23 protein-coding genes are annotated in these 24,402 nt (G+C 72.7%); 15 read left to right on the forward strand and 8 right to left on the reverse strand.

What is annotated here, in order from left to right; all coding sequences use genetic code 11:
* Positions 1 to 139: 139 nt before the first annotated feature.
* From aceB to SXIM_RS23340, 4 genes are all read right to left on the reverse strand, one after another.
* Complete coding sequence (gene aceB, locus SXIM_RS23325; RefSeq protein ID WP_046725042.1) at positions 140 to 1,720, reverse strand: malate synthase A; 1,581 nt, start codon at positions 1,718 to 1,720, stop codon at positions 140 to 142.
* A gap of 65 nt (positions 1,721 to 1,785) precedes the next feature.
* The gene (locus tag SXIM_RS23330) at positions 1,786 to 2,382 is read right to left on the reverse strand and encodes a nucleotidyltransferase family protein (RefSeq protein ID WP_046725043.1); all 597 of its coding nucleotides are present in this window, start codon (positions 2,380 to 2,382) and stop codon (positions 1,786 to 1,788) included.
* A gap of 35 nt (positions 2,383 to 2,417) precedes the next feature.
* A complete protein-coding gene (locus SXIM_RS23335; protein ID WP_246156924.1) occupies positions 2,418 to 3,011 on the reverse strand; it encodes a Uma2 family endonuclease in 594 nt (197 codons plus the stop codon).
* 165 nt (positions 3,012 to 3,176) lie between these two features.
* Complete coding sequence (locus SXIM_RS23340) at positions 3,177 to 3,953, reverse strand: IclR family transcriptional regulator (RefSeq protein WP_030730633.1); 777 nt, start codon at positions 3,951 to 3,953, stop codon at positions 3,177 to 3,179.
* Positions 3,954 to 4,087: 134 nt separating this feature from the next.
* Between SXIM_RS23340 and allB the strand changes: the two genes are divergently transcribed.
* The 13 genes from allB (at position 4,088) to SXIM_RS23410 (ending at position 16,624) form a co-directional block, all read left to right on the forward strand.
* A complete protein-coding gene (allB, locus tag SXIM_RS23345; RefSeq protein WP_046725045.1) occupies positions 4,088 to 5,491 on the forward strand; it encodes an allantoinase AllB in 1,404 nt (467 codons plus the stop codon).
* Positions 5,488 to 6,549 (forward strand): allantoicase, encoded by a 1,062-nt coding sequence (alc, locus tag SXIM_RS23350; RefSeq protein WP_046725046.1) that lies wholly within the window; start codon positions 5,488 to 5,490, stop codon positions 6,547 to 6,549. The genes allB and alc overlap by 4 nt, the downstream gene beginning before the upstream one ends.
* 108 nt (positions 6,550 to 6,657) lie before the next feature.
* Positions 6,658 to 7,089 (forward strand): guanyl-specific ribonuclease, encoded by a 432-nt coding sequence (locus SXIM_RS23355; protein ID WP_046725863.1) that lies wholly within the window; start codon positions 6,658 to 6,660, stop codon positions 7,087 to 7,089.
* 140 nt (positions 7,090 to 7,229) lie between these two features.
* Positions 7,230 to 8,471 (forward strand): cytochrome P450 family protein, encoded by a 1,242-nt coding sequence (locus tag SXIM_RS23360; protein WP_046725047.1) that lies wholly within the window; start codon positions 7,230 to 7,232, stop codon positions 8,469 to 8,471.
* Positions 8,472 to 8,671: 200 nt separating this feature from the next.
* Positions 8,672 to 8,872 carry a hypothetical protein gene (locus SXIM_RS27685; protein ID WP_046725048.1) on the forward strand — a complete coding sequence of 67 codons (201 nt, stop codon included), beginning with the start codon at positions 8,672 to 8,674 and terminating at the stop codon, positions 8,870 to 8,872.
* Positions 8,873 to 9,020: 148 nt separating this feature from the next.
* Positions 9,021 to 10,079, forward strand: a complete 1,059-nt coding sequence (locus SXIM_RS23370; RefSeq protein WP_046725049.1) for a sugar ABC transporter substrate-binding protein — start codon at positions 9,021 to 9,023, stop codon at positions 10,077 to 10,079.
* A gap of 77 nt (positions 10,080 to 10,156) precedes the next feature.
* Positions 10,157 to 11,146, forward strand: a complete 990-nt coding sequence (locus SXIM_RS23375; RefSeq protein ID WP_246156987.1) for an ABC transporter permease — start codon at positions 10,157 to 10,159, stop codon at positions 11,144 to 11,146.
* Entirely contained in the window at positions 11,143 to 11,943 is an 801-nt protein-coding gene (locus SXIM_RS23380) for an ATP-binding cassette domain-containing protein (protein WP_030730653.1), read from the forward strand. Before SXIM_RS23375 ends, SXIM_RS23380 begins: the two co-directional genes overlap by 4 nt.
* A 25-nt stretch (positions 11,944 to 11,968) precedes the next feature.
* Positions 11,969 to 13,117: an ROK family glucokinase gene (locus SXIM_RS23385; RefSeq protein WP_030730656.1), complete on the forward strand. Its 1,149-nt coding sequence runs from the start codon at positions 11,969 to 11,971 to the stop codon at positions 13,115 to 13,117.
* Positions 13,114 to 13,662: a hypothetical protein gene (locus tag SXIM_RS23390; RefSeq protein ID WP_052385237.1), complete on the forward strand. Its 549-nt coding sequence runs from the start codon at positions 13,114 to 13,116 to the stop codon at positions 13,660 to 13,662. The genes SXIM_RS23385 and SXIM_RS23390 overlap by 4 nt, the downstream gene beginning before the upstream one ends.
* Before the next feature lie 397 nt (positions 13,663 to 14,059).
* Entirely contained in the window at positions 14,060 to 14,815 is a 756-nt protein-coding gene (locus SXIM_RS23395; protein WP_030730659.1) for an ATP-binding cassette domain-containing protein, read from the forward strand.
* 787 nt (positions 14,816 to 15,602) lie between these two features.
* Positions 15,603 to 16,040, forward strand: coding sequence for a DUF7224 domain-containing protein (locus SXIM_RS23405; protein WP_425473475.1), 438 nt, complete (start codon positions 15,603 to 15,605; stop codon positions 16,038 to 16,040).
* A complete protein-coding gene (locus SXIM_RS23410) occupies positions 16,040 to 16,624 on the forward strand; it encodes a hypothetical protein (protein ID WP_052385178.1) in 585 nt (194 codons plus the stop codon). The genes SXIM_RS23405 and SXIM_RS23410 overlap by 1 nt, the downstream gene beginning before the upstream one ends.
* 22 nt (positions 16,625 to 16,646) lie before the next feature.
* On the opposite strand, the gene SXIM_RS23415 is transcribed toward SXIM_RS23410, so the two are convergent.
* Complete coding sequence (locus tag SXIM_RS23415; protein WP_046725053.1) at positions 16,647 to 17,765, reverse strand: glycerate kinase; 1,119 nt, start codon at positions 17,763 to 17,765, stop codon at positions 16,647 to 16,649.
* A 167-nt stretch (positions 17,766 to 17,932) separates the two neighbouring features.
* On the opposite strand from SXIM_RS23415, the gene SXIM_RS23420 reads away from it, so the two are divergent.
* Positions 17,933 to 19,675 (forward strand): BCCT family transporter, encoded by a 1,743-nt coding sequence (locus tag SXIM_RS23420; RefSeq protein ID WP_030730670.1) that lies wholly within the window; start codon positions 17,933 to 17,935, stop codon positions 19,673 to 19,675.
* Between the two features lie 38 nt (positions 19,676 to 19,713).
* On the opposite strand, the gene SXIM_RS23425 is transcribed toward SXIM_RS23420, so the two are convergent.
* Both SXIM_RS23425 and SXIM_RS23430 read right to left on the reverse strand, forming a co-directional pair.
* Positions 19,714 to 21,138, reverse strand: a complete 1,425-nt coding sequence (locus tag SXIM_RS23425) for a phytoene desaturase family protein (RefSeq protein WP_046725054.1) — start codon at positions 21,136 to 21,138, stop codon at positions 19,714 to 19,716.
* Positions 21,139 to 21,163: 25 nt separating this feature from the next.
* Complete coding sequence (locus tag SXIM_RS23430; RefSeq protein WP_107047003.1) at positions 21,164 to 21,979, reverse strand: inositol monophosphatase family protein; 816 nt, start codon at positions 21,977 to 21,979, stop codon at positions 21,164 to 21,166.
* 111 nt (positions 21,980 to 22,090) lie between these two features.
* Here SXIM_RS23430 and SXIM_RS23435 point away from each other — a divergent pair, with 111 nt between their 5' ends.
* On the forward strand, positions 22,091 to 23,191 hold the full coding sequence (locus SXIM_RS23435; RefSeq protein WP_148236155.1) for a hypothetical protein: 1,101 nt from the start codon (positions 22,091 to 22,093) through the stop codon (positions 23,189 to 23,191).
* On the opposite strand, the gene SXIM_RS23440 is transcribed toward SXIM_RS23435, so the two are convergent.
* Complete coding sequence (locus SXIM_RS23440; RefSeq protein WP_148236156.1) at positions 23,182 to 24,396, reverse strand: hypothetical protein; 1,215 nt, start codon at positions 24,394 to 24,396, stop codon at positions 23,182 to 23,184. The genes SXIM_RS23435 and SXIM_RS23440 overlap by 10 nt on opposite strands.
* Positions 24,397 to 24,402: the final 6 nt, after the last annotated feature.

Raw genomic sequence — 24,402 nt, forward strand, 5'->3', positions numbered from 1 at the left:
CCGCTGCCGCCCCGGCCGCCGGGGAGCGGCCGTGACGGTCAGCAGCGCGGTCATCGCGAGCGCCAGGAGTGCGGCGAGGGGAACGGTGATACGCGTGGCGTGATGTGTGCCCGCCAAGCGATATCCGCAACAGCGGGCGTCAGTCGAGCAGTTCGTAGGCGGGCAGCGTCAGGAAGTCCACGTAGGTCTCGTCCAGGGCGATGCGCAGCAGCAGATCGAAGGCCCGCTGCCAGCCGCCCGAGGCGAAGCCCTCCTCGCCCACCTCCTCGCGGATGGCGGCCAGTTCCTGACCGGCGACCGTCCGCACGTAGTCGCGGGTGACCCGCTGCCCGTCCGCCAGCTCCACGCCCGCGTCGATCCACTGCCACAGCTGCGAGCGGGAGATCTCGGCGGTGGCGACGTCCTCCATGAGGTTGAAGACGGCGACCGCGCCCCGGCCCGCCAGCCAGGACTGCAGGTAACGGGTGCCCACCTGCACGGCGTTGCGCACTCCGGCCTCGGTGGGGCGTGCATCGAGCGAGCCGATGTCCAGCAGATCGGCCGCGCTCACCTTCACGTCCTCGCGCAGCCGGTCCTTCTGGTGCGGACGGTCCCCGAGAACGGCGTCGAAGGACGCCCGGGCCACCGGCACCAGGCCCGGGTGCGCCACCCAGGAGCCGTCGAAGCCGTCGGCGGCCTCGCGGTCCTTGTCGCCCTTGACCTTGTCGAAGGCGACGGCGTTCGCCTCGGCGTCCTTGGCCGGGATGAACGCCGCCATGCCGCCGATCGCGTGGGCGCCGCGCTTGTGGCAGGTGCGCACCAGCAGTTCGGTGTAGGCGCGCATGAAGGGGGCCGTCATCGTCACGGCGTTGCGGTCGGGCAGCACGAACGCGGGGCCGGCGTCCCGGAAGTTCTTGATGAGGGAGAAGAGGTAGTCCCAGCGTCCGGCGTTCAGGCCCGAGGCGTGCGCGCGCAGTTCGTAGAGGATCTCCTCCATCTCGAACGCGGCGGTGATCGTCTCGATGAGGACGGTGGCCCGGATCGAGCCGCGGTCGATGCCGATGTACTCCTCGGCGAAGGTGAACACGTCGTCCCACAGCCGTGCCTCGCGGTGCGACTCCAGTTTGGCGAGGTAGAAGTACGGGCCCTTGCCGAGTTCGAGCAGCAGTTCCGCGTTGTGGAAGAAGTACAGGCCGAAGTCGACCAGCGCGCCGGGCACGGGGCGGTCGTCCAGGACGAGATGACGCTCGTCCAGATGCCAGCCGCGCGGGCGCGCCACGACCGTGGCCAGCTCGGCCTCCGGCTTGAGCGCGTAGTGCTTGCCGCGCTCGTCGGTGAAGTCGATGCGGCGGCGGTAGGCGTCGGCGAGGCTGAGCTGACCGCCGATCACATTCGCCCAGGTGGGGGAGGAGGCGTCCTCGAAGTCGGCGAGCCAGATCCGCGCCCCCGAGTTGAGGGCGTTGACGGTCATCTTGCGGTCGGTGGGGCCGGTGATCTCCACCCGCCGGTCCAGCAGCGCCTCGGGGGCGGGTGCGACCTGCCACTCGCCCTGCCGGATGTGGGCGGTCTCGGGCAGGAAGTCGAGCGTGCCGGTGCGGGCGATCTCGGCCCGCCGTTCGGCCCGCGCGGCGAGCAGTTCGTCCCGCCGGGGGGTGAACCTGCGGTGCAGCTCGGTGAGGAAGGCCAGGGCTTCGCCGGTCAGCACCTCCTCCTGCCGGTCGACAACAGCCGTGACGGCCATGGCATTCACTCCTTCGACGAGCTCCCAGCGTGGAAAACGGATACTAGTTTCCTCATCGCGGAACCTCAATGACGTCTCTCGAACGCCGCCAGATCGCCGGGGGTGTCGATGTCGGCGGGGTCGGCGATGTCGCCGCACTCGACGAGCGTGAGTGTGGCCGCGTGGGACCGCAGATGGTCCCGGGCGCCCCGGTCGCCGACCGCGGCGGCCCGTACCCCGGCGAAGTGATCGGCGCCGAGGAGCACCGGATGCCCGCGCCGCCCCCCGTACGCGGCACAGGCCAGCGTGGCGGCGGACCGGTGGGCGGCGCGCACCCGTGCGACGGCCGCGGCCCCGATGCCGGGCTGATCCACGAGCGTGACGAGGGCAGCCGCCCCGCCGGCGGCGGTGACGGCGTCGAGCCCGGCGCGCAGGGAGGAACCCATCCCCGTCTCCCAGTCGGGGTTGTCGGCCAGCACGGCGTCGCGCAGCGCCGGAAGCCGCCGCACCTCATCTCCGCGCGCCCCCAGGACAACCACCACCGGCCGGCACCCCCCGTCCCGCAGCGCCCGCACCCCCCGCTCCACCAGCGGCAGCCCTCCGACGCGCAGCAGCGCCTTGCCGCCCCCGCCAAGCCGCCGACCACCGCCCGCGGCGAGCAGGACACCGACGACACCGTTCATGTCTGGACGCCGGCTCACGGTGGGGCGGGTCAGGGTCACTCGGTGGGGCTGGTGAGGGATTCGGTGATGGCGAATCCCTTGGCCGGCCCTTGCGGGATCACGGCATCCGTGCCGAAGGGGATCCGCATCTCGTCGGTGTACAGGCCCTCGGTGGGTTTGGGATCCGTCAGAATGCTGACCACGCCCCCCTCATCGTGGCCGTCGATGATGACATAGACGGGGATCCCGGCCCGGGCGTAGCCGCGACGCTTTCGGGTACGGTCGCGACTGATGCCGTCGTGACCTGGCGAGACCACTTCGACGACGAGTTCCACGCACTCGGCGAGGAGGGCGGCGCCTCCCTTCGTCCTGTACGCGGAGACATTGCGGGGAGCGACGAAGAGGTCGGGAATCCACAGTCCCCCGTCGTGGCGGATGTTCATGTCGTTCCGGACCCGGAAGCCGGTGTCCGCCAGATGGGGAGCGAGAGCGTCCCGCACATTGTTGATGACTTCGCCGTGGTCGACGCTTCCGGCGGGTGACACCTCGATGGTCCCCTCAATGATCTCTGCGCGATAGCCCTCGGGGAGATCCAGGGAACTCCACGCCTGCCACAGAGCCTCGTCGAAGTCCTCATCGGGAGTGTTCACTGGGACCTCACTAGCGAGAGCGGTCGTCACGGGACACCTCCTCCGTAGTCTGGGCGGTCGGTCGGTCGCGGGCAAGCGACCCATCCGAACGCTACGGACCGGGTGCGAAGGCGAATCGATCCTGCGTGATGTTGTCAGCCGATCGGGTCATCCCGATCTACCGGTTTACGGACCGGCCAGCGCCGACGACAGCTCGGCGGCCACCGTTCTCAGGATCGGGGCGAAGCGCTCCGTCGAGTGCTCCGTCACCCGCCCCGCCGGGCCCGAGATGGAGATGGCGGTCGCGGTCGGGGAGTCCGGGACGCGCACCGCGATGCACCGCACTCCTATCTCCTGCTCGTTGTCGTCCACCGCGTAGCCCCGCTCCCGCACCGTGCGCAGCGCCGCCACGAACGCCTCCGGCGTGGTGATCGTCCGCTCCGTCGAGGCCGGCATCCCGGTGCGCGCCAGCAGGGCCCGCACCTGATCCTCCGGCAGATCCGCCAGCAGCGCCTTGCCCACCCCGGTGGTGTGCGGCAGCACCCGGCGGCCCACCTCCGTGAACATCCGCATCGAGTGCCGCGAGGGCACCTGCGCCACGTACACCACCTCGTCGCCGTCCAGCAGCGCCATGTTCGCGGTCTCGCCGGTCTCCTCGACCAGCCGGGCCAGCTGCGGGCGCGCCCAGGTGGCCAGCGGGCGCGCGGCGCTCTCGCCCAGCCGGATCAGCCGCGGGCCCAGCGCGTAACGGCGATTGGCCTGCTGCCGTACGTATCCGCAGCTCACCAGCGTCCGCATCAGGCGGTGGATGGTGGGCAGCGGCAGCCCGCTGGTGGTGGCCAGCTCGCTCAGTCCGATCTCTCCGCCCGCGTCGGCCATGTGCTCAAGGAGGCCGAAAGCCCGTTCGAGGGATTGGACCCCGCCACTGTTGGCGGAGGGCTTGCGCACGTCGGACGGCGGCACGTCGCGTTCCTTTCCCAGCCGATGACCGCAGCCTACCCGTCCTTGACGCGCCGCCCGGGCCCGCCGAAGATCTCTTCAACAAAGCGTTGAAGCAGGCCACGGCGAAGGGATGCCCCTTGTCCGCTGTCCCCCGGATGCCCGGCGTCACCGGTGTGCGCACCGGTCCCGGTCTCGTGCTGCGCTCCACCCGCGTCGTCCTGCCCGACGGAGTACGGCCCGCCGCCGTGGAGGTGGCCGGCGGGCGGATCCGTGCCGTACGGGACCACGCCGCCGCCCTCGCCCCCGGCGCCGTGCTGCGCGACTACGGCGACGCCGCCCTGCTGCCGGGGCTCGTGGACACCCACGTCCATGTCAACGACCCCGGCCGCACCGCCTGGGAGGGCTTCACCACAGCCACCTCGGCGGCGGCCGCAGGCGGCATCACCACGCTCGTGGACATGCCGCTCAACAGCCTGCCGCCCACCACCGATCCGGCCGCCCTCGCGGTCAAACGCGCCACCGCGCGCGAACAGGCCCACGTCGACGTCGGCTTCTGGGGCGGGGCGGTGCCCGGCAACCTCGGCTCGCTGGCGCCGCTGCACGCCGCCGGGGTGTTCGGGTTCAAGTGCTTCCTGTCGCCGTCCGGCGTCGAGGAGTTCCCGCACCTGGACCCGGTGGCGCTGGAGGCCGCCGTACGCGAGACCGCCGCCCTCGGCGCGCTGCTCATCGTGCACGCCGAGGACCCGCACCACCTCGCCGCCGCGCCCGCGCCGGACGGCAGCCGCCGGTACGCCGACTTCCTGGCCTCCCGCCCGCCCGCCGCCGAACACGCCGCCGTCGAGCTGCTGCTGACCCTCGCCCGCCGCTACGACGCCCGCATCCACATCCTCCATCTCTCCGCCGCGACCGCCCTGCCCGCCATCGCCGCCGCCCGCGCCGGGGGAGCGCGGGTCACCGTCGAGACCTGTCCGCACTTCCTCACCCTCAGCGCGGAGGAGATCCCCGACGGAGCCACCGAGTTCAAGTGCTGCCCGCCCATCAGGGACACCGCCAACCAGGACGCGCTGTGGGCCGCGCTCGCCGCCGGCACCATCGACGCCGTCGTCTCCGACCACTCACCGTCCACCGCCGACCTCAAGGTGCCCGACTTCGGCGCCGCCTGGGGCGGGATCTCCTCGCTCCAGCTCACCCTCCCCGCCGTGTGGACCGCCGCCAGGGCCCGCGGGCACGGCCTGGCCGACGTCGCCCGCTGGATGGCGGCCGGACCGGCCCGACTGGCCGGTCTGAGCGACCGCAAGGGCGCGCTCGCCCCCGGCATGGACGCCGACCTCACCGTGCTCGACCCCGAGGCCGCCTTCACCGTCGACCCCACTGCCCTGCACCACCGCAACCCCGTCACCGCCTACGCCGGCCGCACCCTGCACGGGGTGGTACGGGAGACCTGGCTGCGCGGCGAACTCATCGCCGTGCGCGGCCGTGTCCTGGCCCGAACCGGAGAGCTCATCGAACGTCCCCGGGAACCGGCCGACATCCCCGTGAGGAGCACCGTCACCCCATGAACCCCGTCCACTTCACCGGCCCCGCCGCCCCGTACGCCGGCGGCGACCCGTACGCCGACTACCGCGCCCCCGACCCGGCCGCGCTGCCGTTCACCGATCTGGCCGACCTCGCCGACCGGCGGATCGGTGGCACCGTCCTGGCGGCCTCCGACGAGTTCTTCGCCGAACGCGATCATCTGCTCGCCCCGGAGCCGGCCCACTTCGACCCGGCGGCCTTCGGCGTCCGCGGCAAGATCATGGACGGCTGGGAGTCCCGGCGCCGCCGCACCGCCGTCCCCGGCGAGCACGACTGGGCGCTGATCCGGCTCGGCGCGCCCGGTGTGGTGCACGGAGTGCTGGTGGACACCGCCCACTTCCGGGGCAACCATCCGCAGGCCGTCCGGGTGGAGGCCGCCGAGGTCGACGGGCATCCGGACGCGGCGACGCTGCTCGCCGGCTCCACCCGGTGGACCGATCTGGTACCGCGCACCGAGGTGGGCGGGCACGCCGCCAACGTCTTCGCGGTCGACGCCGCCGCCCGGGGGAGGCGGTTCACGCATCTGCGGCTGCGGCAGTATCCCGACGGCGGCATCGCGCGGCTGCGGGTGTTCGGCGAGGTCCGGCCCGACCCGGCGTGGCTGGCCGCCCTGGGCACGTTCGACCTGGTGGCGCTGGAGAACGGCGGGTTCGCCGAGGACGCCTCCGACCGCTTCTACTCCTCGCCGCTGAACACCATCACCCCCGGCCGCTCACGCACCATGGCCGAGGGCTGGGAGACCCGGCGGCGCCGCGACGACGGGCACGACTGGGTGCGCTACCGGCTCGCCGGGCGGTCCGTGGTGCGTGCTGTGGAGATCGACACGGGCTGTTACAAGGGCAACGCGCCCGGCCACGCGGCGCTTTCGGTCCGGGAGGGGGAGACGGGGGAGTGGCGTGAGGCGCTGCCGCGTACGGCGCTGCTGCCGGACTCCGTGCACCGGTTCGTCCTGTCCGGCGCGCCGGCCGCCACTCACGCCCGGCTCGATGTCTTCCCGGACGGCGGTGTCGCCAGGCTCCGTCTGTACGGTTCGCTCACCTGACCGGGAGATGCTGTGAAGTTGCCCGGCCCGCTTGTGAACTCCTGGGAAAATTACGGCAGGCGAGGTTGACGGCCGTCACGCTACGCGCGTCACACTATTGGCATGGGCATGAACCTCATCTCCAGGATCGTCCGGACCGGTGCCATGGGTGCCCTGGCCACCGGGCTGCTCATCGGCGGCGCTGCCACGGCCGGCGCCACCGCTTCCCCCACACCCCCCACCACCCCCACCGCGTCGGACATCGCCCCCACCGCCGTGGGCAACGTCTGCTACAGCGCGCTGCCGGCCCAGGCGTACGACACCCTCAACCTCATCGCCCGCGGCGGCCCGTACCCCTTCCCACAGGACGGCACGACCTTCTACAACCGTGAAGGACTGCTGCCGCCCCAGTCGAGTGGGTATTACAAGGAGTACACGGTCATCACGCCCGGCAGCAGCACGCGCGGTGCCCGGCGCATCGTCACCGGGAACTCCACGCGCGAGGACTACTACACCGCCGACCACTACGCCTCCTTCCGCCTGATCAACTACGGCTGCTGAACCGGGCCGTACCCCTGGAACCGCCGTCCCCCCACAGACGGCGCCGGGGCCCGCGTACCCCACATCTGCGCGGCGCCCCGGCGCTGTCACTCCGGCCGGAAAAAACGTTTACGGCCGTGTGCGACAGTGAAGTCTCAGGCATGACCCCAGACGATGACGTCATCGATCTCGTCGATCAGCAGGCCGTGGGCGCCGACTTCACCCGCGATCCGTACGCCGTCTTCGCCGCGTTGCGCGAACGCGGCCCCGTCCACCACGTGCGTTTCCCCGAGGGCACGGACGGCTGGCTGGTGGTCGGCCACCGGCACGCCCGCGCCGTGCTGTCCGACAGCCGGCTCACCAAGCAGTGGCAGTACGCCCACCCGCGGCTGCGCGGCGCCAGGGTCTCCCCGGCCACCCACATGCTCGGCGCCGACCCGCCGGACCACACCCGGATGCGCGCCCTGGTGGCGCGGGAGTTCACCCCGCGCCGGGTGGCGGCCCTGGCACCGCGCGTCCAGGCCATCACCGACGAACTCCTCGACACGATGCTGGCCGCTCCGGACGGCGCCACGGATCTGGTGGACGCGTTCTGCTTCCCGCTGCCCATCACCGTGATCTGCGAACTGCTGGGCGTGCCCTCCCTGGACCGCGAGCGGTTCCGCGGCTGGTCGAACCAGTTGCTCGGCGCCACGCTCGACCAGGAGGCCAAGCAGGAGACCGTATCGCTGATGAGCCGCTATCTCCAGGGGCTCATCGACGCCAAACGCGCGGATCCCGGCGACGATCTGATGAGCGGGCTGATCCACACCGCCGACGAGGACGGCGACCGGCTCACGCACGCCGAACTCATCGGCATGGCCTGGCTGCTGCTGATCGCCGGACACGAGACCACCGTCAATCTGATCGGCAACGGCGTGCTGACGCTGCTCCAGCACCCCGATCAGCTGGCCCTGCTGCGCGAGGATCCCACCCTGCTGGACGGTGCGGTGGAGGAGATCCTGCGGTACGAGGGCCCGATCAGCACCCCCACGTACCGCTTCACCCGCGAGCCGTACGAGATCGCGGGAACCGTCATTCCGGGCGGCGGCGAAGTGGTGCTGCCGGCCATCGCCGACGCGGGGCGGGACCCCGAACGCTTCGCCGACCCGGACCGGTTCGACATCAGGCGGCGCGACAGCGGGGGCCACCTCGCCTTCGGGCACGGCATCCACCACTGCCTGGGCGCCCCGCTGGCCCGCATGGAGGGCCGGATCGCGCTGCGTGCCCTGTTGCTCGACCGGGTCCCCGACCTCACCCTGGACATCCATCCGGCGGCGGTCGCCTGGCGGGACGGGTCCCTGGTCCGCGGCCCGGTACGGCTCCCGGTCCGCTGGAAGCCGCCGGTGCACCGGGCGGGGTGATCACCGGCCCGGCCGGGTCGTCGGACGGGTCAGCGGAATGCGGGCGACGCGGATGCCCGCCAGGTGGGTGACGGCGGGCCTTCCGCGGCCAAAGAGCACGGATTCCCGCCGTCACCGTCGCCGCCGGAACGCTCGACGACGTCGCACCGACCGGCCCCTCTCCACCCCCCGGACGTGCCTGGCACCGCCCCGGCGCCTGGGTGGCACGCAGCACCCGCGTCATGGTGCGGCCCGAGCCGGAGAAGGCGCCCGCGCCGGCTCACCGGTTCATGCCCGCCGCACCCCGGGCGCCGGTCATCTTCACCGTCCACGAGCTCAAGCGGCTCGCCGGCCTCCGCGAGCGGGAGCTGATCGAGGCCCTGGTGAACCGCCTGCTCCCCGGGGACTCCCCGCCCGCGTGAGGGCGGCTGCGGAGGCGGGCATGCGCATGGCGGGATCCCGCCGGTACCGTTCCGGACGGCGTGGCGGATACTTGCTCGGGACTCCCAGCCGGATACATGCCGGATGAAACAGACGATGAAGGAGACGGGGCCGCGTGGTGAGGTGCGGATGAGCCGACGAAGAGGCAGGCACACGGGCCGGGCCGTCACCGCCGTGCTGCTGCTCACCTCGATTCTGCTGGCGACGGCCGGATGCAGTTCCACGGGCGGCCGGCGGGCGGAGAACGCCGATCCCACCGCGGACGCCGGCACCGCTTCCGGTGGTGGCGGCGGTGGTGGCGGCGGGAGCGCCGCCGGTACCGGCGCGGGCGGCTACACCCTGGCCATGGTCACCCACTCCGGCGACGGCGACACCTACTGGGACATCGTGCGCAGCGGTGCCGAGGTGGCGGCCGAGAAGGACAACGTCAACTTCCTCTACTCCCACGACAGCGACGCCGGGCAGCAGGCCCAGCTGGTGCAGACCGCCATCGACCAGGGCGTCGACGGGCTGATCGTCACCCTCGCCAAGCCGGAGGCCATGGAGGACGTCGTACGGCGTGCCGTCGCCGCCGGCATCCCGGTGATCACGGTCAACTCCGGCCAGGAGGTCTCGGCCGGCTACGGTGCGCTGGCCCACATCGGCCAGGACGAGGTGCTGGCCGGCGAGGCGGTCGGCGAGCAGCTGAACGAACGCGGCGCCACCAAGGCCGTCTGCCTCTTCCACGAGCAGGGCAATGTCGGCCACGAACAGCGCTGCGACGGTGTCCGGAACACGTTCGAGGGGAGCGTGGAGAACCTCTACGCGGACGGCACCAACATGCCCGCGGTGGAGTCCACCCTGGAGGCCCAGCTGATCACGGACCCCTCGCTCGACACCGTCATCACCCTCGGCGCCCCGTTCGCGCCGGTGGCCGCCAAGGCGGCCAAGCAGGCCGGCAGCGACGCCGAGATCGTCACCTTCGACCTGAACGCCCAGGTCGCGGTCGGCCTCCAGGACGGTTCCATCGCCTTCGCCGTGGACCAGCAGCCCTACCTCCAGGGGTACGAGTCGGTCGACCTGCTGTGGCTGCACCTGACCAACGGCAACATGCTCGGCGGCGGCGAGCCGGTCCTCACCGGACCGCAGATCGTGACCCAGGACGAGGCCGAGGCCCTGATCGAGTACGCCCAGCGAGGCACCCGGTGACCGAGACCACGACCGCCGCCACCCCGCCGCCCGCAGCAGGCCGCCCGGACGGGGACGACCGCCTCATACGCCGCTCGATGCCGCGCAGGCTGCTGGGCCGCCCCGAACTGGGCGCGGTGATCGGCGCCGCCGCCCTGTTCGTCTTCTTCGCGATCGTCGCCGACAGCTTCCTGAAGCTCGGCTCGCTGTCCACGATCGTCTACGCGTCCTCCACCATCGGCATCATGGCCGTCCCGGTGGCGCTGCTGATGATCGGCGGCGAGTTCGACCTGTCCACCGGGGTGCTGGTCACCTCCTCGGCGCTGGTCTCCTCGATGGTCAGCTACCAGCTCACCGCGAACGTGTGGGTCGGCGTGGGGGTCTCGCTCCTGGTCACCCTCGCCGTGGGCCTGTTCAACGGCCTCATGCTGGTGCGCACCAAGCTGCCCTCGTTCATCATCACGCTGGGCACCTTCCTGATGCTCACCGGCATCAACCTGGGCCTGACCAAGGTCATCAGCGGCACCGTCACCACCCGCAGCATCGGCGACATGGACGGCTTCGACTCCGCCCGCTCCGTCTTCGCCGCCCGCTACGAGGTGGGCGGCGCCAGCATCAACGTCACCGTCCTGTGGTGGCTGGGCCTGATCGCCCTCGCCACCTGGATCCTGCTGCGCACCCGTGCCGGCAACTGGATCTTCGCGGTCGGCGGAGCGCCCGAGGCGGCCCGCGCGGTCGGCGTCCCGGTGACCCGTACCAAGATCGGCCTCTACCTGGGCGTGGCGTTCGCCGCCTGGATCTCCGGGCAGCACCTGCTCTTCAGCTACGACGTCATCCAGTCCAGCGAGGGCATCGGCAACGAGCTGATCTACATCGCGGCGGCCGTCATCGGCGGCTGTCTGCTCACCGGCGGCTACGGCTCGGCGATCGGCGCCGCGGTGGGCGCGTTCATCTTCGGGATGACCAACAAGGGCATCGTCTTCGCCCAGTGGGACCCCAACTGGTTCAAGTTCTTCCTGGGCGCGATGCTGCTGCTGGCCACGCTGCTGAACGCCTGGATCCGCAAGCGGGCGGAGGCCACCCCATGACGGACCACGCACCTCTGCTGGAGCTGGAGCGGGTCAGCAAGCTGTACGGCAACATCCGGGCGCTCACCGAGGTCTCGCTGACGGTCGAGGCGGGCCGGGTGAGCTGTGTCCTGGGGGACAACGGCGCCGGCAAGTCCACCCTCATCAAGATCATCTCCGGGCTGCACCGGCACGACTCCGGCGCGTACCGCCTGGAGGGCACCGAGCTGCACCTGGGCTCACCGCGCGATGCCCTGGACCGCGGTATCGCCACCGTCTACCAGGACCTCGCCGTCGTTCCGCTGATGCCCATCTGGCGTAACTTCTTCCTCGGCTCGGAGCCGGTGAAGGGCCGCGGCCCGCTGCGCCGCCTGGACGTGGCGACCATGCGCGCCACCACCCGTACGGCCCTGGCGCGGATGGGCATCGACCTGCGGGACGTGGACCAGCCGATCGGGACTCTGTCCGGCGGTGAGCGGCAGTGCGTGGCCATCGCCCGCGCCGTGCACTTCGGCGCCCGCGTGCTGGTGCTGGACGAGCCGACCGCCGCGCTCGGTGTCAAGCAGGCCGGAGTCGTCCTGCGGTACGTGGCCGCCGCCCGCGACGCGGGCCTGGGCGTCGTCCTGATCACCCACAACCCGCACCACGCCCATCTGGTGGCGGACCGGTTCGTGCTGCTCAAGCGCGGCACGATGGCCGGCAGCCACCGGGCGGACGAGATCACCCTGGACGAGCTGACCCGGCAGATGGCGGGCGGCGCGGAGCTGGCGGAGCTGGGGCACGAACTGCGGCGGGGAGATCCCACGGACGCCGCCTAGGGCGCGGTAAGGCAGAATCAAGCCGATGAGTACCTACCGTGAGCGAGTGCACCGGTCATCGGCGAGGGCTACGGTGCTGCGCACCATCGCCACCCGTGAGCGCCGCTCGCATCTGTCGGCGCCCAGGGTGCCCACCGTCGGTATCGACATCGGCGGCACGAAGGTGATGGCCGGGGTCGTGGACGCGGACGGGACCGTGCTGGAGCGGGTGCGCACCGAGACCCCGGACAAGTCCAAGAGCCCCAAGGTCGTCGAGGACACCATCGCCGAGCTGGTGCTGGACCTGTCCGACCGGCACGATGTGCACGCGGTGGGCATCGGCGCGGCCGGGTGGGTGGACGCCGACCGCTCCAAGGTGCTGTTCGCCCCGCACCTGGCGTGGCGCAACGAGCCGCTGCGTGATGCGCTGACCGCGCGCCTGGCGGTCCCGGTCATGGTGGACAACGACGCCAACACCGCCGCCTGGGCGGAGTGGCGTTTCGGCGCCGGGCGCGGCCAGGACCAGCTGGTCATGATCACGCTGGGTACCGGTATCGGCGGCGCCATACTGGAGGGCGGCCGGGTCAAGCGGGGCCAGTACGGGGTGGCGGGGGAGTTCGGCCACATGCAGGTGGTGCCGGGCGGGCACCGCTGCCCGTGCGGCAACCGCGGCTGCTGGGAGCAGTACAGCTCGGGCAACGCGCTGGTGCGCGAGGCCCGCGAGCTGGCCGCCGCCGACTCCCCGGTGGCGCACCACACGCTGGAGCGGGTCAGCGGCCAGATCAGCGAGATCACCGGGCCGATGATCACCGAGCTGGCCCGGGACGGCGACGCGATGTGTGTGGAGCTGCTCCAGGACATCGGGCACTGGCTGGGGGTGGGCATCGCCAATCTCGCCGCAGCCCTCGACCCGTCCTGCTTCGTCATCGGGGGAGGCGTGAGCGAGGCGGACGATCTGCTGATCGGACCGGCGCGGGACGCGTTCCGCCGCCAGCTCACCGGGCGCGGCTACCGCCCGGAGGCCCGGATCGTCCGGGCCCAGCTGGGCACCGACGCCGGCATGGTCGGCGCCGCCGACCTGGCCCGCCTGGTGGCCCGCCGCTTCCGCCGCGCCAACCGCCGCCGGGCGGAGCGCATCCACCGGGGCGGCGGCTTCGACCTGAGCCTGCCACGATCGTGGTCGATCAGCTCATGAGCACGGCGACCGACACCGAGCGCCCGCCGCACCGCCCCCGGCACCGCTGGCTGACGGCGATCGTGGTGGTGCTGCTGATCGCTATCCCGGCGGGCTATCTCGCGATGTCGGCGTGGCAGAGCCGGGAGAGCGGCGAGGACAAGGCCAGATCGGCGTCCGCGCGGGCGCTGATCTACGAGTGGCCGAGCAAGGTGCAGCGCCGGATCTACGACGTCCCGATCCCGGACGGCTCCACCTATGTCGGCTACTACGAGACCAACGCCTGGCAGCGCAGCACGATGTACGTGCAGTTCCGCACCACGCCCGGCCAGCTGGCGGTCTTCCTGGAGGAGGCCGGTACCGAGCGGGCGGCGTTGCGGGAGGGCACCATCGCCATCGCCCCCAGCCAGGCGGACGTGATCGGCTGGTCCTTCGACGACCCGGGCCGTACCTTCGCGAGCACGGTGATCCCGGGCTCCGCCTCCGAGCCCGAGGTGACGATCACGGTGGACATCACCAAGGACGAGAACCCCCGCGTCTACGTGGTCTCCACGACCGAGCCCTGACCCGGCCCACCGCCGGCGCGCCCGTACACGGGCGGCCGCCGAGGCACGGCGCGCACCCCGCGGACGGTGACCGGCCCCGCCGAGCGTGGCACGCCGGGCTTCGCGGAGCGGGACGGCGGCCCCGGCTGGCGGGGAACGACCGGCCGGGCCCTCACCGGCGCGGGCCCGTACCGGCGGGGGCGTCCAGCGCCTCCGTGATCGATCTGCGCGGCCGTGCGGTGGGGCGGATGAGGCGGGGGTGCCCACCGGGCGATCGCCGTGGACCCGCACCCAGGATGGGACTCCGCCGGGTTCGCCGCTGCTCCCACGATGTGTACCCGAGCCCTCCATGTCATCAACTCGCCTGTGTACAGCTTGTGTTGAAGCATTGACGGGTTGATCATAAGGTCTGGTGATCATGCCGATCACCTTTCAGGGCTGCGCCTTCGGCTACCGCCGGAACCGCCCCGTCCTTCACGACCTCACTTTCACCTTCCCCACCGGGCGCACCGTTTTCCTCGGTGTCAACGGCGCTGGCAAGAGCACGGTTCTCTCCCTCGCCGCCACCGTCCTGCGGCCCGCGGCAGGCCACGTCCGGCACGGCGCGCTGCGCACCGACCGCCGCGCCGATCTGCGCACGTACCGGCGCCAGGTCGCCTGGCTGCCGCAGCAGGTGAGCCCGGTGCCCGGACTGACCGTCCGTGAACAGGTCGCCTACGCCGGCTGGCTCAAGGGCATGCGCCAGGGGGACGCCCGGCGGCAGGCGCCGCGGGCGCTGGCCCAGGTCGAGATGGAGGAGTTCGCGGACCACCGGACCACCCAGCTGTCCGGCGGACAGCTGCGCCGCGTCGCCATCGCCCAGGCCCTCGTCCACGACGCCGAGGTGCTGCTCCTGGACGAACCCACCGCCGGGCTGGACCTGCGCCAGCGCCGGGTCTTCCAGGATGTCCTGCACCAGCTGCCCCCGCACGTGCACGCCATCGTCTCCACCCACGACGTGGCCGACGTCGAGACCGACTTCGAGCAGGTCGTCGTACTCGACGCCGGTGAGGTGCTGTTCACCGGACCCGTCGCCGGCTTCCTCGACCACGCGCCGGCCGGCACCCCCGCCGCCCGCCGCGCGGAGGAAGCCTTCCACGCCCTCACCGCACCGGAGCCGGCATGCGCTTCCTGACCTCGCTGCGGATCTCCAGCGTCGCCTGGGCGCTGCTGCCGACCCTGCTGGCCTCCTGGATCATGACCGAGGACCGGACCCGGTTCGCCGTCCAGGGGTACGGGGCCGCCGCGGCCAACTCCGCACTGGAGGCGATCTTCGTGCCCGCCGCCGCCTGCGCCGGCTGCGCGGCCTGGGAGGCGTGGCGGCTGCGGCGGGCCGGGATCTGGCGGCTGCCGCACGGGCGCGGCCGCTATCTGATCGCGGCCAACGCCCTCGCCCCGGTGGCCTTCCTGGGCGCCGCCGGCCTGCTCGTGTCGCTGGCCTCCGCGTGGGTGGAGCTGCGTGCGGTGCCCGACCTCGCCAGCGTGCCCATGCTGCTCACCGGTGTCCTCGTTCTCGCCTCCCACAGCGCGGTCGGGTTTCTGCTCGGCAGCCTGCTGCCCGGCCTCCTCTCCACCCCGCTGATGCTGCTGGCGAGCTATCTGTGGATGGGCCTCCCCGGCGCGATGGAGCCGCCGCTGCGCTATCTCAACGGCCTGCCGTCCGGCTCGATCCAGGTGACGGAGTCCTTCGCCGTGGGCAGCTGGGCGGCCCCCGGTCTGCTCGCTCTCGGCCTGATCGCCGGCACCATGGCGGCGGTCGCCCCGGCCCTGCGGGGCGTGGCGCTCCGCGCGCCGGCCGCGGCCGGCTGCGTCGCCGCCGCCGCCCTGGGCGCGTACGCCATCGTCGCGGACTGGGAGTACCACCCCCGACGGTGCCGCGCGCCGTCACCCCCGTGTGCGCGGGGGAGGCACCCGCCGTCTGTGTGCCGCCCGAGTTCCGCGCGACGCTGCCCGGCGCCCGGCAGGCCGCCGACGAGGTCGTGCCGCTGCTGGCCGCGGCCGGGTTCACCGTCCCGGAGCGGATCGTCATGCAGTCCGAGCGGGCGCCGCTGCCCGCAAACACCTGGCTCTTCCACTCCTACCCCCACCTGACCGACGAGCAGCACCGGATATCGATCGCCCACAGCCCGCTGCCGCCGCATGCCCGCTGCCCCTTCGACATGGCCACCGACTGGGAGGCGGAGCAGGTGGCGCGAGCCTGGCTGTGGCTCACCGCCGGCGCGCCGCGCACCTACGACCGGTACGAGGAGGAGACCCTCGCCGTGGCCGAGGAGATCCGCAAGCTTCCCGCCGCGGAACAACAGGCCTGGTTCCAGGGGCTCAAGAAGCCGCTGACCACTTGCGTTCCGGAGGTCATGTGATGCTTTGGGCCCGGGCCCGGCAGCTGTGGCTGCTCGCCCTCGCGCTCCCGCTGTACGCGCTCGGCCTCGTGCTCCTGAACGGCCGCCGGGTGCCGCTGCCGGGGCTTTCCGGTTCGCCGCCCGCCACCGCGCTGGCGCTGTTCGTACCGCTGCTGATCGTTCTCACCCTGCTGCACTGCCTCGGCAAAGGGCTGCACGGCCAGGAGCGCACGGGCGTACGGCGCACGTGGCGGTACGACATGGCGCTGTGCGCCGCCGCCGTCGCACCGGCCGCGCCGCTGGGGTATCGCCTCGCCGAGTGGCTGGACTTCCCGCCCCTGGCGGCCACCGGCCGCACCCTGCTGTTCCTGTGCGGACTGATGCTGCTGGCCCGGGGCCTCGCCGACGACCGCGCGGCCGGCGCCGTACCCGTGCTGTGGCTCGTGCTGATCACCCTCGTCGGGTACAGCAGCATCGGCCACCCCTACCCCTGGACGGTGCTCCTGATGCCGCCCGGGGACGAGGTCGCCTGGGCGGTGTCGGCCGCGGTGTTCGCGGCCGGTCTCGCCCTGCTGCCCCGGGCGGGGCGGGTACGGTCCGGCTGAATCCGGCGATCGCGCGCGGCGGTTACAGCTGGTCCCGGGCCAGCTGTTCCGCCGCGCGCTCCAGCAGCGGGCCCGCGTTGCGCATCGAGGTGGCGGGATCGGGCTCCAGCGCCGAGAGCGGGTACGCCCGCTCGATGCCCGCCGCCCGCAGGCTCGCGGCGTCGATGGCCAGCCGGCCGCACACCGCGACCACCGGGCGGCCCGCCGCGCGGCACGCCGCCGCCACACCCGCCGGTGCCTTGCCGCGCAGGGTCTGCTCGTCCAGCGAACCCTCGCCCGTGATCACCAGCGTGGCCCGCTCCAGCGCCGCTGCGAAGCCCAGCACCTCCAGCAGCACCTCGATACCGGGCCGGAAGACGGCGTTCAGGCCGAGCAGCGCGCCGTAGCCCACGCCGCCCGCCGCGCCCGCGCCCGGCGCGCCGGCCAGATCGGTACGGCCCAGCACCTCGGCGAAGTGACCGAGCGCCGCGTCCAGCGCCTCGACGGCCTGCGCGTCCGCGCCCTTCTGCGGCCCGTACACCGCCGCCGCGCCCTGCGGACCGGTCAGCGGATTGTCGACATCGCTGGCCAGAATGATGTCGGTGTCCTTCAACCGCGGGTCGAGCCCGGTCAGATCGGCGCTCACCAGCTCACGCAGCGGCCCGCCTCCGTACGCCAGCGGGTCGCCGTCCGCGTCCAGCAGCTTCGCCCCCAGCGCCACCAGCATTCCGGCCCCGCCGTCCGTGGTGGCCGAACCGCCCACCCCCAGCACGATGGTGCGCGCACCCGTGTCCAGCGCCGCGCTCAGCAGTTCGCCGGTGCCGAAGGTGGTGGCGATCAGCGGCGCGAAGACCCCGGGCGGCAGATGCCGCAGCCCCGACGCCTCGGCCATCTCCACGATCGCGGTCGTGCCGCGCATCGCGAACGCGGCGGTCACCGGAGTGCCCAGCGGGCCCGTCACCTCCACCTCGTGGAGCGTGAACCCGGCCTCCACGGCTGCCGCGACCGTACCGTCGCCCCCGTCGGCCACCGGCAGGGCCTCCACCGTCACGCCGGGCCTGGCCCGGCGCAGCCCTACCGCCACATGGGCGGCGACCTCCGCCGCGGTGAGTGAGCCCTTGAACTTGTCCGCGGCGATGAGTACGCGCGGCGTCTGAGCCATGTTCTGCCCCTGTTGTGGTCGCTTCGGTGCATGTTGTCCGGGCGGTCATGCCCGGGCGACCCTACCCGCCGTGCGCCGCCGGGGACCATGCCTGTCCGCTGCCGGGACGGTCACATCGCGGCGTGCCGACCGGGTGAACGCGGCGATTCACCACATAGTGGTGCACTATGACCACGGATGCGCACTCCCCACCCCAGCCCCCGGACGCCGGGACAGGGGAGCGGAGACGGCCCGACCCGCCACCCGACGCCACGGTCATCGTCATGGGGATGGCCGCCGTCCTCGGGGTGGTGGCCTGGGCGGCGTTCGGCAAGGACAACTTCTCCTCCGTCACCGACCACTCCCTGAACTGGGTCCTCGGGAACTTCTCCTGGCTGTTCATCATCGCCGGCAACGTCTTCCTGGTGACCTGTCTCGTCATCGCCTTCAGCCGCTTCGGCCGGATCCGGCTCGGCCGCGACGACGACGAGCCGGAGTTCTCCTCCCTGTCCTGGATCGCCATGATGTTCGCCGCCGGCATGGGCATCGGCCTGATGTTCTTCGGCGTGGGCGAACCCCTGCTCCACTTCGCGGACCCACCCCCCTTCGGCGACATCGAGCCCGGCAGCCCCGAAGCGGCCCGCGCGGCCCTCGAGTACTCCTTCTTCCACTGGACACTGCACCCCTGGGCCATCTACGGTGTCGCCGCACTCGGCCTCGCGTACGCCACCTTCCGCAAGGGGCGCGGCAACCAGATCAGCGCCGTCTTCGTCCCGCTCATCGGCTCCCGGCTCAGCGCCGGCTGGCCCGGCCGGCTCATCGATCTGCTCGCCGTCTTCGCCACCGTCTTCGGCACCGCCACCAGCCTGGGACTCGGCGCCCTCCAGGTCTCCAAAGGCCTCAACATCACCACCGAGATCGACGACACCCTCACCCTGCGGATGATCATCATCGGCGCGCTCGGCGCCGCCTTCGTCATCTCCGCCTCCAGCGGACTGCACAAGGGCGTCAAATGGCTCAGCAACATCAACATCGTGCTGGCCATCTCGCTGGCGCTGTTCATCTTCGTCGTCGGACCCACCGTGTACATCCTGGGCGTCGTACCGGCCGGTGTCGGCGTCTACCTCGAAGAACTGCTGGTGCTCTCCTCGCGCACCGGGGCGTTCGGCAACGAGGAGTGGCTGGGCACCTGGACCATCTTCTACTGGGCCTGGTGGATGTCCTGGGCGCCCTTCGTCGGCACCTTCATCGCCCGGATCTCCCGGGGCCGCACCATCCGGGAGTTCCTCATCGGGGTGCTGCTCATCCCCTCCGGCGCCTCCGTCCTCTGGTTCTCGATCCTGGGCGGCAGCGCCCTGCGGATCGACTCCACCGGCGGCGCCGACCTGACCGGTGAGGTGAACAACAATGGTGAGGAATCGGCCCTGTTCGCCCTGCTGGACGCGCTGCCGCTGGGCACCCTCACCGCCTTCGTCGCGATGATCCTGGTGATGCTCTACTTCATCACCAGCGCCGACTCCGCCTCCCTGGTGATGGGTTCCCTCACCAGCCGCGGCGCCCTCCACCCGCGCAAATGGCTGGTCGTCGCCTGGGGTGTGCTGATGGGCGCGGTGGCCGCCGTCCTGCTGGTGGCCGGCGGCCTGGACGCCCTGCGCTCGGGCACCATCCTGGTGGCGCTGCCGTTCGTGGTGGTCATGCTCGCGATGTGCTGGGCGCTGGTGACCGAACTGCGCACCGACCCCGGAGCCGGAGCCCCCCGGCACATGCCGCTGCACGGGCTGCGCGAGGCCGTACGCACGATGGTCGGGGAGGCCGTCGAGGAGCGCGCCCGCGGGCCACGGCACTGGCGGCTGCGCCGGACCGCCGGCAATGTGCTCGACCGGCAGGACGGCACGGGCCGGCCTCCCGAGAACCCGCCGCAGGACCAGTGAGGCGACGGGGCGGCCACCGGGCCGCCCCGTCCGTCCCCTCAGCGCTGCCGCAGCCGCCGCCACACGGCCTTCGCCGCGTTGTGCCCCGACATTCCGTGCACCCCGGGCCCCGGCCAGGCTGCCTGCGAGCACAGGAAGACCGCCGGATGCGCGGTGGTGTACGGGGACCACGCCGGACGCGGGCGGAACATCGTCTGCAGGCCGCTGAACGCCCCGCACGCGGTGTCCCCGCCCACATAGTTGGCGTTGCGCCGCATCAGCTCGGCCGGGCCCGCCACCGCACGCGCCAGCACCCGGTCCCGGAACCCCGGCGCGAACCGCTCGATCTGCGCCTCCAGCGCCTCCGTCAGGTCCCCGTCCCAGCCGTTGGGCACATGGCCGTACGCCCAGAAGACGTGCTTGCCGGCCGGCGCCCTGGACGGGTCCAGGAGCGTGGGCTGCGAGGTGATCATGAACGGCACCTCCGGTCCCTCCCCCCGCACCGTGGCCGCCCGCAGCGCCGTCTCGATCTCCGCGCTGGTCGCCCCCAGATGCACCGTCCCGGCGCGGTGCGCCTCCGGCGCCGTCCACGGCACCGGACCGTCCATCGCGAAGTCGATCTTGAACGAGGCCGCCCCGTAACGGAACCGCGGATACGCCTGCCCCAGGCCCGCGATCCGCGCCATCGCCGTGGGGGAGGTGTCGAAGATGTACGCCCTGGCCGGCGGCAGCTCGTCCAGCCGCCGCACCTCGACCCCCGTGTGCACGGTGCCGCCCAGCGCCGCCAGATAACCCGCCAGCGCGTCCGCGATCGACTGCGAGCCGCCCCGGGCGATCGGCCAGCCGCCCTCGTGCGCCGCCAGCGCGAACACCATCGCGATCGCCGAGGTCGCCGGCGTCGTGGCGGCCGGCGAGATCACGTGCGCCGCCAGACCGTGGAACAGCGCCCGCGCCTTCTCGTCCCTGAACCGGGTCCGTGCCACCCACGCCGCCGGCTGGATACCCGTCAGCCCGAACCGCGCCAGCGTGAGCGGCCCCTGGGGCAGCCCGTCCCACGGCACCTTCAGGAAGTCCCCGGCCAGCGCGTCCCACCGGCCCAGATACGGGGCCATCAGCCGCCGGTACGCCTCCGCGTCGCGCGGCCCGAACGAGGCCGCCGTCACCCCCACCTCCCGGGCGAGGACCGCCGCACTGCCGTCCGGGAACGGGTGCGCCAGCGCCAGCTCCGCGTGCAGCCACTCCAGGCCGTACCGCTCCAGCGGCATCGCCTTGAACGCCGGTGACCCCGCGCCCATCGGATGCACCGCCGAGCAGGGGTCGTGCCGGAAGCCCGGCAGCGTCAGCTCCTCGGTGCGCGACCCGCCGCCCACCGTCTCCTTGGCCTCGAAGACCTCGACGGAGATCCCCCGTCGGGCCAGTTCCACGGCGGCGGTCAGCCCGTTCGGGCCGGCTCCCACCACCACCGCGTCCCGCATGGTCGGCACGTTACGGCTCCCCTCGCCGGTGAGTTCACGCTCCGTTGAGCAAGGAGAGAATACGCCGCGCCGTCAGCTCGTCCCGCGCCGCGGTGAACGGCAGCGCGTTGCCGCCCGCGATCGCGAACGGAACCCCCGCCACCGTCTCGTGCGTCCCTCCCGCCTCCAGCACCATCAGCAGCCCCGCCGCGTGGTCCCAGGCCGACTCCCAGTTGAACGCCACCGCGTCCAGCTCGCCACGGGCGACACGGACGTACTCCAGGCCGGCGGAACCGCACTCGCGCGGCGCGACCCCCGCCACCTCCAGCCGGGCCAGCACCCGCTTCTCCTCCTCCGACGTGTAGTTCGGGTGCGCGTGCGCCACCGTCAGCGGCCTGCCCGGTTCGGGCGAACCCGCGAACACCCGCTCCCCGTCCACGAACGCCCCCACCCCGCGCCGGGCGTGCGCGGTGAGCGCGAGCGCCGGAGCGTGCGTCCACGACGCCTCCAGCACCCCCCGGTGAGCCAGCCCCACCAGCGTGCAGAAGCCCTCGTCCCCCTCCACGAACTGCCGCGTCCCGTCCACCGGGTCGACGATCCACACCGGCGCGTCACCGGCCAGCGCCCCGTACACGGCCGGGTCGGCCGCCACCGCCTCCTCGCCCACCACCACGGACCCCGGCAGCAACTGCGCCAGTATCTCCGTCAGCCGCTCCTCGGCCCGGCGGTCCGCGACGGTGACCAGATCGTGCGGCGCCGACTTGGTCTCCACCTCATGGGCGGCGAGCCGTCGCCAGCGCGGCATGATCTCCTCGGCGGCGACGGTGCGGATGGCCTCTTCCACCTTCAGGGCGAGCTGTTCATCGATCATGTCCCCCATCGAAGCACGCCACCGGCCACCCCGGAGCGTCAGCGTCCCGTGGCGGAGGGCACACTGAGGCAGGTCGGGGACGGGACACGAGGCCGCATCGGGGGCGGGGCCATGGGACGCGTACGGGAAATAAGCCGCTGGGCACGGGAACGCTGGATCACGCTCGGCCTGGTGGTGATCCTGCTCGCCGGCCTGCAGACCGGCACCGGCGGACGGTACTCCGCCGCCGACGCCGTCCGTCTCCAGCCCTGCGCGGGGCTCCTGCCCCGCGCAGGGCTGAGCGCCATGTCCGGCTGGGACGAGGTCCGCTCCCAGCGCCTCGCCCACACCCCGCAACTGCACCGGCTCACCTGCACCCTGCTGCGCGAGAGCGTGGGTGGGGAGGAGGAGTGGCTGAGTCTGTCGGTGACCAGCCGACCCGAGGACATGGACGTCGCGCTGCTCGGGGCCGTGAGTTGGGAGCCCTCGACCCGCTGGGCGATGTTGCCGCAGGCACTGCCCGGGCTGCTCTTCGAGGAATCACGGACGACGTCACGGATCGTGCTGCTGCCGCCCTGCGCAGCGCCGGAGCGCGGCCTGCTGGTGAGCCTGGAGACCCAGCGGGCCCGCGGCCACGACGAGGAGATGCTGCGCGCGGCCGTGAGCGCCGCCAACACCGCCTCGGGGCTGCTCGGCTGCGGTGAGCCGTCCCTGCCGTTTCCCGAGGACCCGATCCGCCGCCATGACGACGGCGTCCCGGCGGCCCTGCTGGCACCGGACTCCGCGTGCACCGTGCTCCTGCCGGAGCTGCCGCCGGATGCCCCGGACGGCGGTTGGCGCGTCCAGGAGGCCGCCCCTGACCATGGCCCGTTCGGGGTCTGTGCGGTGCCCTTCGGAGCGGGCGACGACACACTGGTGGTCCACGCCTCCTACAGCTCCCGGGCGGAGTCCGAGAACCTGATACGGAACTGGTCGGGGTGGATCGACGAGGAGCAGCCCGACAGGCCGCACGCCCTGCTGTCCGAGCGGTGGCAGCCCCGGGCGGATGACGTGCAGGCGAACGCCTTCACCACCTGTGACGGTGAGTTCGCGTACTTCCAGGCACGTGCCGGGGCGGAGGGGCCCCTGATACTCACCCGGGAGCAGCTACGGGCGATCGTGACCGCCTTCGCCATCGACCAGGCCGGACGGCGCGGCTGCGAGCCGCCCGTGCTGCCGGCCGCTCAGGAGTAGGTCCAGCTCCACTGCGTCCAGTTCAGGCCGCGCGTGAAGCCGTATCTCAGCAGGGCACGCAGCGGGACCCGCTCGGCTTCGGGGAGCCCGCGCAGCTCCGCCCACCGCTCCAGCACGCTCAGCAGGTGCTCCCGCCCCTCCAGGACCGGCACGTCGCCGGCCTCGGCGGCGGGGGCACGGCGTGCCAGATCACCGGTGGCCACCGGCAGGGCGGGCGGATCGGCGACGGCGAGATAGGTTCCCCGGCTGTGTTCACGCACGGCGGCGTCGAACGCGGCGGGGTCCCCGATGGTGCCGTCCTCGAAGAACCGGCCGCGCAGATAGGCGAGTTCCGCGAGGCCGGTGGTCATCTCCGGGAGGACGTCGAAGGCGGCCGCGCCCGGCGGAAGGCCGACACCGGCCACCAGCTCACCGCTGCCGGCCACCGTCAGATGGTCCAGATAATGCGCGGCGTAGGCCCGGTGTGCGTCGTGCAGGATGGCGAAGGCCCGCGGGTGGGACGCGATCCGCTCCACGAGGGTGGGCAGCGCGGCATGCCAGGACTGGAGGGGCGTCCCGTCGTCCGCGTCGACCTCGACCAGGTCGGTACCGATGAGGGGGAACAGGGACCGGGCCTCGCCCGTCCGGCCGTCGGCCACGGCCCGCAGCGGCAGCCCGCTCTCCAGCGGATCGGCCAGGTCCGTCACATAGGCGGCCAGCGCCGTGGCCACATAGGGCTCCAGGCCGTCGGGGACGGCGGGGCCGGGGCCGCCCCAGGACCGCAGGCGCGGGGGCGCGACCGCGCCGACCCCGGGCGCGCCGAGCACCTCCACGATGTCGTACAGCACGGACGCCATGGCCTCGGTGTGCACGAGGGCCGGACCGTCCTGATCGTCCACGGTCTGGCCCGTGGTGGCGGCCACCAGGATGGAGCCGAGCAGTTCGGGGCCCGACGGGCCGGCGCAGGTGACCCAGTGCCGGGGCGCCAGCAGTTCGGCCACCGCTCCGGTACCGGTGCCCGTATCGGGGCCGGGGTCGAGATGGGCGGTGGCGGCCGGCGGGTCATCGGCGAGCGCGGCGATCTCCTCCGGAACGTCCCAGCAGGCGCGCGTCGGCTCCGCCCGCCACAGCACCACCCCCATCGGCACCAGCAACGCCAGCGACACCACGGGCCCGAGCCCGCGCCCCACCACGCGACGGAACCCCGCCACCCCCCAAGCAGCCATGCCGAG

This window comes from Streptomyces xiamenensis (assembly GCF_000993785.3).
In the GTDB taxonomy this organism is placed as follows: domain Bacteria; phylum Actinomycetota; class Actinomycetes; order Streptomycetales; family Streptomycetaceae; genus Streptomyces; species Streptomyces xiamenensis.